Annotated in this window: 5 protein-coding genes; 3 read left to right on the top strand and 2 right to left on the bottom strand. The window is 24.6% G+C overall.

Features of this window, described 5'->3' with window-relative positions; genetic code table 4:
- Window positions 1-184 precede the first annotated feature (184 nt).
- Window positions 185-4,315, top strand: coding sequence for an SGNH/GDSL hydrolase family protein (locus tag DMC14_RS05590; RefSeq protein WP_116171826.1), 4,131 nt, complete (start codon window positions 185-187; stop codon window positions 4,313-4,315).
- A gap of 42 nt (window positions 4,316-4,357) precedes the next feature.
- On the opposite strand, the gene DMC14_RS00125 is transcribed toward DMC14_RS05590, so the two are convergent.
- On the bottom strand, window positions 4,358-6,097 hold the full coding sequence (locus tag DMC14_RS00125) for an MATE family efflux transporter (protein ID WP_116171825.1): 1,740 nt from the start codon (window positions 6,095-6,097) through the stop codon (window positions 4,358-4,360).
- Between the two features lie 15 nt (window positions 6,098-6,112).
- Complete coding sequence (locus tag DMC14_RS05585) at window positions 6,113-6,883, bottom strand: DUF2779 domain-containing protein (protein ID WP_116171824.1); 771 nt, start codon at window positions 6,881-6,883, stop codon at window positions 6,113-6,115.
- 211 nt (window positions 6,884-7,094) lie between these two features.
- On the opposite strand from DMC14_RS05585, the gene DMC14_RS00115 reads away from it, so the two are divergent.
- Window positions 7,095-7,295: a hypothetical protein gene (locus DMC14_RS00115; RefSeq protein WP_116171823.1), complete on the top strand. Its 201-nt coding sequence runs from the start codon at window positions 7,095-7,097 to the stop codon at window positions 7,293-7,295.
- A gap of 268 nt (window positions 7,296-7,563) precedes the next feature.
- A complete protein-coding gene (locus DMC14_RS00110; protein ID WP_137412641.1) occupies window positions 7,564-13,566 on the top strand; it encodes a coiled-coil domain-containing protein in 6,003 nt (2,000 codons plus the stop codon).
- Window positions 13,567-13,652 lie beyond the last annotated feature (86 nt).

Below are 13,652 nucleotides of genomic sequence, written 5' to 3'. Positions count from 1 at the left end.
TTAGTTTTAAAAATATATTGTTTTAAATTTAACAAAAATGAACACTTTTTGTATTGTTTTTTATATTTAAATCACTTAAAAATATTTTTTTACTTAAAAAAACACAAAAAATATGAGTTTAGAATAATTTTTATTAAAATTCTTTTATCCAAGTAAATATGGATTATATAATTAGGAGTATTTTATGTGAAATTCTAAAAAAACCAAATTATTAAAGATTTTATCTTTAACTACTTTAGCTATTACACCTGTTGTTTTTACATTTAGTTGTGTTAATAAAAACAAACAGCAAAAACAAGGAATTGCTAAACAGATAGAAAACATTAATATTTTTATATCAAATAAAGTGGATAAAATGGCTTCTGCTATTCAAGATTCAGATATTAGTTTTTCAAATTATGATGATAAAGAGTATGAAGTTTCTATAATTTCAAAAACTCCAAACGACGAAACTGGAGAACTAGAAATAAATATAAAACTTTTTCAAAAAGGCAAAGAAAATACTTTTGTTACAAAAAAACTAGTTATTAATGGATTTAAGAAAAAAAATGAAATAGATCTTAATCCTAATAAAGATAATAAATTTGAAAAAGCCGAAAACATAATAAAGAAAGATGAAAAAATAAATTATTTAGCTATAGGAGATTCGGTTTCGGCCGGCTTTACAGCAGCATTAGATAAAGATTACCATGGTAAAATGGTTAATGGAAAAATAGAAGGAATGTCTTTTCCTGTTTATTTAGCTTACTATTTAAATAAGGATAATCCTCAAAGAGTAAAAAGTTTTGATAATTTTGCAACATCCAATTCAACTATTTTAGAATGACTTGATTTGCTAGACGAAACATATAATTCTAAAAGACCTGAAATATTTAAAAATGAAGATGGAATTTATAAGCATACATTTGATGGAAGATATGAAAATAAAGAAGAGTTTAAAAAACTTTTAGTCCAAAAAATTAAACAATCTAATTTGATGACAATTACTTTGGGAGCAAACGACTTTTTAAGATTTTTTAGTTCTGTATTGGAAGCCGTCAATTTTAATGAATTAATTAATGATTTTCAAAAAAATAACAAAATTGATTATGAAAAATTATCAGCTTTATATAAAAAATTTACTGATATATGCAAAGAAGAAATTACTGATAGATTAGTAACATTATTAAATAAAATTAATTCTATTAATTCAAAAACTAATGTTGTATTGTTTAATTATCCGGCTCCGTTTTTAAGATTTTTAAGTATGATTCATAGTTTATTTCCTAACAATATTCAACTTTCAGGAGAGACTGAAAACCTTATGTTGCAATTTATGCAACCTCTTACAAATGCAATAAAAGAAGCAAAACAAAAAGTGGGTAAAAATATTTATTTTGTAGATGCATTTGATGCGTCATATTGAAACGAAAACCAAGAAGTTTTAACATCGGTTGTTTTTGATATTCATCCCACTGTTTATGGATACAAAAAAATGGCTATGGATGCCTTTGTTAAATTAACAGCTAATACTATTAAAAACGAAACTTTATATAATTTAGGTTGAAGCAAAAAATATTTATCTTCTTTTAGCAAAGATAATAATAAGCAAATAATAGAATTAACTACAGAGGATTCTAAAAAATTATATGAAGATAATATAGGCAAAAATAAACAAGAAGTAATAAATAAATTATTGGAAGAAGAAGAGGTAATCTTACATATTAAGGATAAATTAGATCCTAAGCGTATTTCAAGAAGATTAATCAATTTTACAAATAATCAAATTAAAGAAATATTTTTATCAATTTTAAAAAAATCTTTTAATATTCAAATAATAAAAGATATCGATCCTAACAATGATATTTACAATTTCTTTAAGAATAAAGAAGGCGCTGCTGATAAATTAGTTTCATGAATTAAGCAATCTAAATTTATAAGTTCTCAATTAGATGAATTTCAAAAACAATTATTAGAAAAAGATTGAGATAAAGATGGAAAATCAGGGGCCAAAATTTTAAAGAAAGAATATATTGTTGATTTATTAAATCAAACATTCTTAAAACAAGAAAATATTTTAAATTTAATTAAAGATTTTGCTAAAAGTGATTTTGCAACTTCATTTAAAGAAGATTTATCAACATTGGTTGAAAAAATTTCTAAAAACATTTTAAAAAATGATGCAATTAATAATTTAATAAAAGATAGTGCAAAAAAATTAAACAAAAAGCAAGAATATATTAGTAATGAAGATTTAGATATATTTTTAAGCAAGTTGATGCATTCAAATAAATTACCAAAATTAATTAGTGAACAATTAAAAAACATTATTAATAATGCCCAACACAATGCTAATGAAGAAGAGTTTAAAAATATAAATACAATAAGTAAACTATTAAAATTTATTTATAAAAGCCAGGCAGAAAACTTAGAATTACAGGAAGCTTTTTCCGAAACATTTAAAGAATTTATATCAAATGAAGAATTAAAACCAATTTTAGTAAGAATTATTTGCAATGTTATTAACAAAGACCCAAATATTAACAAACTATTTAAAGAAATAAATTCAGAAGAACAAACTAAGTTAATTGGTTCAATCTTAAGTGTATTTGTAGAAATAGAGAATAATTTTGATATTTCTAAAGTTTTGGCTAACGGCATGATTTCAGAATTAGGCCACAATGGATTGAAATTTAAATTTAATTACTTATCTGAAGCTTTTATTAAATATTCTCATAAAACATTTAGTGATGAAAAAAATATAATTAAAATAGTTAAAATTATAAAAATAAATGATGAATTAAATAATAATATTGAATTAGTTAAGAAGTTTTTAAGCAATGCTTTTGATATAGTTAAAGAAAAACCTAATTTAAAAGATATTATATTAAATAATAAAAATATTAATAATTTAATTGGTACAAACAGTGAAGAAGAAAAACAATTAACTAAAGATTTACTTGATTTTATAATTAACCAAGCTAGTCTAAAACAAATATTTAATTTCGGATTGGATTTATTTTTTGATACAAATAATAATTTAGTTTTAAGCAGAAACGTTTTAGAATTAGTAAAAAACCTTGCTAATGGTTCACAAATAACTAACATTAAACAATCTTTAAAAGAATTTGTTAAAACTTTATTTAATGACCCAGAAGCAAAATTAGCTAAACAAATAGATATAATAATAACAAAGACCTTTAAATCTTTACCTAATTTATATAAAATAGATGTAATTGAAAGCAATAAAAATACAATTAAAAATTTTGTTGATTCATTCTTAAAAGCTATTATTAATGAAGAAACAATATTTAGCGAAATTATAGATAATATTTTTGAACAATTTGTTACTATAAATACAGGATCCACCGATACTGTATCAGAATTGAAAAATACACTAATTTTAGGAGTTATTAAATTTATATCTAAAGATAATGATCCAAAAACTATTCATATTCCTACTCTTATGAATAAATATAAGGATAAAATTATTAATTTATTTAGTAAGGTAGATCATATTGCTTATACAAAAATGATTAATTATTTATTTGATGCAAGCAAGTTTGATTTAAAAGAAGGATTGTATTCGGTTTTATTTAATAAATCTTACAAAGACTTAGCTCAACAAAATATTTCAAAAATAATTAAAAGAAGTGCGCCTTCTGGGCAAAACGGAAAGCCAAGAGATAATAGTGAATTTAAAATTAATGTTGAAATAGGTTTGGGATTGGAATTAGTAAACTTATTATCAGCTGATACATTATTAGCAAGCTTATTTAGACCAACAGTTCAAACATTTATTGAAGAAGTTGTAAAATTAGCTAAAAACAATAATAATCAAATAGATATTAAAGAAGTTAAAAAATTAGATGGTTATAGAGCAACCAGCCGTATTTATGCATCTATAACATTATTGTCTCTTTCAAATATGACAATAGACGAATATTGGCCTATTACAGGAGCAGCAGCTTTATCTGGGCAATATGCAGAAAACTATATTTCTAGTTCTATTGCTAAAGCATATAAAGAAGTAATTGAAAAAAATAGTGAAATCAAAACTTACTTAAAAACATTAAATAATGACACTTTAGCAAAAATAGGTATTTCAAATGAAATTAAATATAATGATTATTTCTTTGCTGGATACACAATTGATAATACCAATTCTAGAAATGTAAACTTTAGAAACTTTAGTAAGTGAACAGATGATTCTATTATGTCATTTATAGCAAATCCTGAAAAAACAGACAATATCTATCACAATGAAAAAAATATTGTTTTAATTGCAAAATTATTACAAAAAGGTTATTTATACAAAAATATGGATAATGAATAATAAAAAAGACACTTTAATTAAACCGATAAAACAAATAAAGGTTTAAATTGTGTCTTTTTTTATTATTATTTTTTCACTTTCTTCAGTAATATTTCTTTTTCAATTAGTTTTGGCAGTAACTATTTCAAATATTAGTCATCTTATGAAATCTATCATAAAAAATAAACAATATGCAACTTCTAAACTAATAAAAGTATTTTTTGATCTTAATGGTATGATAATTCCAAAAGTCAAAGTAATTAATCAAATAAATGATAATCAATGAGCTCCCAACATCGTTAATGAACCTATCATATTTCTACCACCAGCACTTGGTAAAGCAGCGGTAGTATAAAATCAACACCAAACAGGATTAATGCATATAAATGTAAAACAAGTATATAAAAATATTTGTCTAAAAGATAAACCTATTTTTAATTTCATATCTTTAATTAAATTTTGAATATCTTCATTATTTATAAAAATATTTAATTCATTTTTATTAGGTATTCCATTAGATCAAACATGGAATTGCGAGTTATAAACAATTTTAGCTTTTTCTAAAATGTTGGAATCAATTCAATATTTCGTTTGTTTTGATTCTAAAATATTTCCAAAAAGCCCTCTATCTAAATAAAAGTAAATATTTGAAACTACTGCCTCTTGAGCTCCTCTAGATGTAGCAGGGGAATAAGCAATACCAAATACAACCCCTACCATTATTGTTGACATTGTTAAACCCATTATAGCATGAAAACCTTTTAGGGCAAATGCATGTTTTTCAGCTTCTTCAAAATTATTTTTTCCTAAATTGCTAGCAACAAAATATGAGACGTTAGATGAACAAGCCGAAGTAATTGCTGAAGCTATGGAAGCTAAACTTTCAACTAAACCCAATATTGTCACAGCATTGATTCCCATCCAAGCAGCTCTAATTCCCGAACCATTAATCAAATCATCGGGAAAGGCTCTTGATCATATAATCATTCTCATAGGTAATGTAATCATTGCAGCTATTGTTATTAACATAGCAGGGATCCTTCTAAGCAACTGTTTAGCAACAGGTTTTGTTATTCTGTAAATTTTAAAAATATTTATAAATATTGGCCTATCCTTATAATAAGTTAAAAAAGAATCTGAAGCTAGACACACAAAAGCGCTGATAATTGAACCAAAAGCAGCATAGTAGGCATGCCCCTTAAAACCATATAAAGATATAGCATTAATAGTAGCATTACTTAATAAGGTTAAACAGGCCGAAACAAAAGCTAAATTTGAGTGTCCCGTTTCATTAAGTTGCATGTTAGTATTAAAATTAAATGAAGTAATTACTCATGATACTGATATTAACATTAAATACATTCTTGATTCATTTAAAGCTACACCGTTAATATTTTTTCCTCCAATAAATTGAATAAGGTTTGTCGGAGTGCTTCAACAAATTATTGCAAAAGTTAAACTTATGAATAAATACATTCAAATTCTAAGGTTCATTATTTGATTAACCTTTTTATAATCTTTTTTTCCATAATATTGACCAACAAACATTCCAGCTATACCCTGAATAGCAAAAAATATGGTATAAATAATACCAGTATATGTATTAGCATAAGTTAAAGCATCAATACCAGAAGGTATGTGGCTTACCATAAAATTGTCCAAAAAACCATTTAGGCAAAATAGAATTTCACCTATAATAATTGGTCATGTTTTTGAAAAATAAATTTTTCAATCATATTTTGATTGTGGTAAAAACCTTCTAAAATAATGCTTTTTTTTGTGTTTTATTACACTTTCTTGCATTATTTTTTATCTCCTTTAAAGGTTTCAAATTTTTTGTTTTATATCTTTAATAGTTAAATTCTCATCTAGTTCTAAATTTTTAATTTGTTTTAATAATTCTTTTTTATACAAGTATTGTTTAATCATTTTGTCTGTTCTCTCTTGATCTGTGGTTAAAAATAACATTTTTTTAACGTCATCTCCTGAGTATTTTCTTAATTCTTTTATGACTAAATTTTTATTTAATTTTAAAAAGTATTTTTTTCTTTTATCATTCACACGCAAATTTTTAATGGCATTTATGTATAATCAATGTCCTACAAATGAAGCAATAGCACCATTTTTCCCTGCCACTCTCTTTTTTAATGATTCAATTCCCGAATCTTTAATTGCCTTTTTAATATTTAAAAAATATTCATCTTCAAATATGGGCCCCGTTAATTTAGATAAAGATAAAACAGGACATGACGGGTCTAATAAAGGTTGAACTTCATTATTAGGAAAGAGTTTTTGCAAAATTCTTTTTTCAAGGTTTGGATTGTGACCAATAAAAACAATTTCTGAAATTTTTAATTTTGGATTAATTTCGTATATATGTTTAATAATATTTTGTTTAATAATTGATCAAATATTATTTAAATTATTGCCTTTATTAAAATCTACAATAAAAGTTTTAGTTTCAAAATTTTGATATTTATTCAATCCTCCTACAGTATATGCATAAGGAGTATCGGAAGGAAGATTAATTATTCTTGCAAAAGGATTTGCTATAGCTTCAAAATCAATATATACGTAGTTTTTGTTCATAATTCTAAAATTATAGCACTCAAAAATAAAAAAATAGACAATGCTTTTATAAGTGTTATATGTTTTTGGGCTTTAAATTGAGTTTAATATTCATAATATTAATTATTAATAAAAATTGTGCAACTCAAGTTTAAAATGAATGTAAAAGAATGTATTTTAATATTACGTCTCCAACCTAAGGAATTTTTTAATAAAAAAATAGTAAATACATATGAAAAAAAGGTTATTAGATTTAAAAAAAGATGTTCGAAGAGTAAATTTATCTGATTTAAATTTTAATATTAACTCATTAAAAACAGAGCAAGATGAACAAACCAAAAAAATAATATTAAAAGAACATGAATATATAAAATTGGCGGGTAAAATTGTGCTTTTTTTCTTTGGCGATGTGCGAATAAAAAAGAATTGATAAAATTTATAAACCATCAAAAATAAAAAGTAAAAATAGTCATTCAAAAAAAACATTAATAAAATAAAAGTAAAATATTAGTCCTTATTAGAAAATATTGAAAAATTTTTCATCTCAATAAGCATTTAATTAGTTTGTTTGCAATTAAATTTGCATTTTTTTATCGCATTTTTCCTATATATATATATATATATATTATAATTGTACTTACACTATTTAAATCATAATTTTTAAAATTATCTATTTTTTTATTAAGTGCAAGGAGAAAAAAATGAAAATTACAACAAAAAAGAAAAAAATGGCCATTATTTTAGGCTCAACTTTTAGTGCGGTGGCTGTTTCAGCTGGTATTGCTGCTATTATAGCAACAAAATATGCCAAGAAAAGAAGCGGAACAGACAAAGACCAAAAAATTCAAAACCCAGAAACCAATATTTCTGATAATGAACATTCAAAAGCAAGTACTTGAGATGCAACAGTTGATAAAGATTACAAAGAATTGCGTAAATATATTGAAAAACTAATCAAAGCATTAAATATAGGTTCAAGCAATATTAAAAAATCTTTATCGATTGAAGATTTGAAAGAACAAATTGAAAAATTAGAAAAACACGTTGGCTTTGGAATTGATACTATTGATATTATTAACAAAAGCTTACAAAAACTTCAATCTAATAAAGATAAGCATGACACTTTAAGTCAAGATAAAAAAGCTTTAGAGTCTGCTCTTGAAAAAGCAAAGGATGTTTTGGATCAAGGAAAAGCAAAATTAGCTGAAAAATTAAAAGAAGTGGAAAAAGTTAAAAATGAAGCCAAAAAGTTAATTGAAAAAATTAATAGTGAAGTTGAAAAATCTAAAAGAGCTTTAATTAAAGCGGAATTTGAAGAATTTATAAATTCATTAAATCTTCTTATTGGCACAGGGAATATTATTAAAGAAAAATTAGATTTATTTAATGAAACTAATTTATCAAATCAATTAAAAGAAGCGCTTGATAAAGCACAAGAAGCGGTAAAAGAATTAAAAAATAAATTAAATTCTCAAACTTTAGAACAAGAAAAAGAGAATTTAAAGAAATTTGCTAATAAATTTAAAGAAGATGCAAAAAAAGCAATCGAAGAATCAAAAAATGCTTCATCAATAGAAGAACTAAAATTAGCAATTGACAATATTAATTCTCTTATCAAAATTGGAGAAGAAGCTTCTAAAAAAGCTAATGAATTAAATTTAAATGATATTAAGCAATCAATTGATGAAACTTTAAAAGAACTTAAAAATCAAACAAAAGATCTTGATACTAAATTGAAACAAAAGCAAGAAGAAGAACAAAAATTAAGACAAGAAACAACCGCCGCTATTGAAGCTTTAAACAAAGCAATAGAAGAAGCTAAGAAAGCAAAATCAATTAATGAAATGAATTTAGCAATAGCTCATTTAGAAGAAGCTATTACAAAAGCAAATGAACTTAAAGAAAAATTAATTAAAGCTAAATTAGATGAATTAAAAACTGAATTAGAATCTGCAATCAATAGAGCTGCAGACATTTTAAAACAAACTCAAGAAAAATTAAAAATAGAAAAAGAAAGAATTCAAGCAATTAAAAATAGTTTAATTGAAAACACCAATAAATTAAACCAAGAAACCTTGAATACAAAAACTAAAACAGATATTACTTCGTTAACTGAAGCATTGCAAAAGCTTAATGCAATTATTTCACAATCAAATGATTTAGATAACCAACTAAAAAATGATATTTCTAAAGATGCTTTCAAAGCAGAATATGATACATTTAAAGCGGCTTTGGAAAAAGCAAAACAAGAATCAATCGATTCCCAAACGAGATTAAATGAATTAAAAAACGCTAAAGATGAATTAGATAAAAAAGTAAAAGCAGCTATTCAAAAAGCAGATGCTGCCATTTCTGAGGCAAATGCAAATAAAGAAAGTGAAGATTTAGTAATTTTAAGCTCAACATTAGAAAAACTTTCAAAAGCTAAAACTGAACTTGAAAATGTTAAGACATTAGCGCAAAATGTAAATGATACAGAAAATATTAATAAGTTAGATCAAAAATTACAAGAAGTAAATAATGCAACAACACTAATTAATAACCAAAAACAAAAAATTGAATTGGAAAATGAACAACTGGAACAAGAAAAACAAAAAATTAAAAAACAAATAGAGGATTTGCAAGAAAAAATTGATTCTACTACTAATGTACTAAATTCAAATGATAAAAATTTGATCGTAAATGCCAAAAATGCTTTAGAAACTGAAATGAACAAGGCCAAAACTTTATATGAAAAAAATAAAGATAAAGCCAAATTAACAGAAGATAATCAAAATTTAAAAAATAAAATTGATGCCGCAGAAGATGCATTTAATAAAGCCAAAGAAGCAATCCAAAACATTGAAAATAAAGAATTAGAAATAACTACCGAAGCAAATGAAGCTAAAAAATCACTAAAAGAAGCTACTGAAGCTGCTAACGAGGCTTTAAAAAATAATGATTTAGATGCCCTAAAAGAATCGCAAAATAAATTAAAAGATGCAATTCAAAAAGCAGAAGAAGCAAAAAATAAAGCTACTGATAATAACATGTCTACTTTAGCTGAAGAATTAAAACAAAAAATAGATGAAGCTAAAGTTTTAGAGCAACAAGTTAAAGACAAAATTGCTGAAGAAGAAGCTAAAAATATAGAAGTTAATAAACAAAAGATAAATGACGAAATTAGTAATCTTGAAGCCGCTATAAATGAAGTTAATGAAGCTTTAAAAGAAGAAAATAAACACAATTTAGAAAAAGCGACTCAAGCCTTAGATAATATTAAATTGGCTTTAGAAAAAGCTAATGAAACAAAAGATAATTTAGCATCTAATCAAGCTAAATATCAAACAGAATTTGATAATTTAAAAAATAAAATAAATGATGCCAACGATAAGAAAGCATCTATTTCAAATCGTAAGGATGAAATTGTTCAAGAAAGAAAAGACGCTGATTCTCAATTTGATAACGCCAAGAATTCTTTTGATACAAATTCTAATGAATTTGAAACAAACAAGAATAATTTATCTAAAGTAACTCAAGTTATACCAAAACTTGAAAAAGATTTAGAAAATATAAATAAATTGATTAAAAAAGCAACTGAAATTCAATATGATGAATTAAAAAGTAAGGCACAAAATTTAAAAACTCAAATTGAACAAAAATTAACAGAAGCAAGAAATAAAAAATCCGCTTTAGAAAGTGCTGCCGAACAAGAAAGACTAAGAATTGAAGAGTTGAAAAGAAAATTGCAAGCTTCAAAACAATCATTAGAAGCAGCTATTCAAAACCTTAATAATGCTCAAGGCTTAGACGAACAACAACAAAAATTAGATGAATTAATTCAAAAAATTCAAGAGGCAACTCCTAATACTAACATAGCGGATATAGATAAAACTCAAAACGTTAAAACAGAATATAAAGCATTTAAACAAAAATATGATGAAGCTACAATTTTAAAACAAACTAAAGAAACAGAAATTGCAAATTCTAAGAAAACTATAGAAGATAAAGTTAAAGCTTTAGAAATAGAAACTCAAACTTCATTAAATGAAGCTGATAGTGCTATTTCAAATAAAAATAAAAACGACTTACAATCATCATTATCAAAACTTAACGATTTAAAAACTAAATTAGAAGCTTTAGTTTCTGAAATTGAACCTAAGGGTTATAAAACTCAAACAGATAAAGCTAAAGAGTTATTAAAAAATGTTTCTGATAAAAAAGATGAAGTAGATCATGAATTAAATGCTGAAACTAATAGAATGGAGCAAGTTAAAACTGAATTAGAAGAAGCAAAAGATAAATTGCATACCGCTAAAGAAGATGCTACAAATAATTCAAATAATATAGACAAATTAAAAGAAGCTCTTACCAAATTGGAAGCTCAACACGGATTATCTCAATCTAAATTTAATGAACACAATATAGCCAAAAATCAATCAATTCTAGAACTTAAACAAGCATTAGATGCCTTAGAAGCTGAATTAAATGGCTATAATGCTTACAAAAAAAACTTAGAAGATATTCAAAAAAATAATGAAAAAGAAGTTAAAGAAGCGCTAGATAAAGCATTAGAAAAAGCCAAAGATGCTCTTGAAAAAGCTGACAATGCTGGAACCGATAAAACTAAATTAGAAGAAGCGAAAGAAGCTCTTGAAAAAGCAAAACAAGCCTTAGAACAAGCTAAAAATAAAGCGGATGAAAAAGGCGATTCAAAATCTAAAGAAACAGCAGAAAATAAATTAATTGAAATTACAAATAAATTAACTGAAATTACTGATAAATTAGATGGGAAAATTGCTAAAGAAATAGAAGATGCTACTTTAGTATTACAAAATTTAGTTTCAGAAGTGAATAATTTATTAGGTGTTGATGAATTAACTACAAAACTTCCATTATTAGAAACAGAAATTACTAAGGCTACATTAACCTATGATAAATATAATAAAGATAAATATAAAGATAAAGTTTCTGTTCCTGAAAAACTAAATGCTCTAGATACTACTATTAAAGCAGCACAACAAACTAAAACAACAAAAACTCAAGAAAGAGACACTAAAAAAGAAGCTACCGAAAATAGCTATAATGAAGCTAATAATAAAAAACAAGATGTGTTTACATTAGCTCAAAATGCAGGAGAAGATTCAACTAAATTACAATTTGCTTTAGATGCTCTAAAAGAGGCGTTGCAAAAAGCAGAAGCTGCTAAAAATTTAGCAACTGTTAATAAATATAATAAATATGTCGAAGATTCTCAAACTTTAATTAATGAAATAAATACAAAGATTGAAAAAATTAAAGAAGACTTAGAAAAAGCAAAAGGTGAAGATGCTAGAGTAGAAGCTCTTAAAACTGAATTAAATAGAATAATTGTAGAATTAAAACAATATAAGGAAGCAGCAAAAAATGCTCAAGGCAACATTGATGATTTAGATTTAAAATTACTTGATTTAAATCAAAAAAATACTACTGCAATTGCAAAACATAATGCAGAAAATATTGAAAAAAATACTAAACATCCAGTTTTAAAAACCACCTTGGATAATTTAAAAACTTTAACTGATCAATCAACAGAAACTTATAGAACATTAAATGAGGAAAATGAAAGAAATAAAAGAGAAATTGTTGATGCCTTAAAGGTTCAACAAGATGCTTTTGCTTCACTTAATTTAGAAATTATAGAAGCTTTAAACTCTAAAGAAATTTCTAAATTGCAAAGCGTTATTACAAAATTAGAAAAAATCCAAACCGATACCACAGCGGTAAAAACTAACGCTTCAAATAAACACTATTCTTCTAAAGTTACCGAAGCAGAAGCTTTATTAAATAATATAAAAACAGAATTAACAAGACTTAATAAAACTTTAGAAGAGGCTCAAAAATCAGAAGAAGAAAGAATTACTGGTGTTATTAAGGCTTTAGAAGATGCATATAAAGATTTAAAACCTAAAAAAGACGCTCTTGATACTAAAGATAAATATAATTCTATAAATTCAAACATTGGGACTTTAGAAACAACAATTACTAGTGCTAAAAGTGTATATGATAACAATAATAATACAAAAAATCAAGGTATACCTAGAATTAAAGAACAATTAGATAAATTAAATAGTCTTTTAAATGATTCAAAAAACTCTATTCAAAATGCTAAAAATAAGGCAAAAGCCATAAAAGAAGAATATGATGCATTATATATTAAATTCAAGAAAGAAGAATATAAAACTGCTAAAGATCTTGAAAAAGATAGTGGAAATAATGTTCAAAAAATAAAAGATGCTATTATCGCTTTAGAAACAGCTCAAAATAAAGCAGAACAAATCAAGACTGCTGCAAACGCAAAAGAATACCATGAAATAGATTCGGAAATAACAACCGATATAGCTGATATCGAATTATTAATTAAAAATTTAAAAGCTAAATTACAAACTGAAATTAAAAAAAGCGAAATAAAAAAACTTATACAAGATGTAAAAAATTCATATACAAATTTAGAAATTAAAGTTGATAATCTTAGCGAAGCATGAAATAGTAGAAAATATGATTCTATTAAAAGAGAGCTTGATATTTTACTTGAAGAAAGAAGAAGTGCTCAGGCTTTATATGATAAATTCAATACTAAAGAGAATAGAAAAAATAGGGAAATAAATGAAAAATTAGATAAATTGGAATCATGACTTTCAAATTGAACCAATAATATAATCAATAAAAAGCGCACGAAAGATTAGAAGCAATAGAACAAAGCTTTATTAGTAAATGAAATTCTATTATTGATGGTTATAATATAGCTAAAAACAAAATTTATGAGGCCGGA

It is taken from the genome of Metamycoplasma phocicerebrale (assembly GCF_003383595.3).
GTDB classification, from domain to species: domain Bacteria; phylum Bacillota_I; class Bacilli_A; order Mycoplasmatales; family Metamycoplasmataceae; genus Metamycoplasma; species Metamycoplasma phocicerebrale.
The sequence above is the reverse complement of the archived record's forward strand: the minus strand, read 5'-3'. Positions and strand labels throughout refer to the sequence as shown.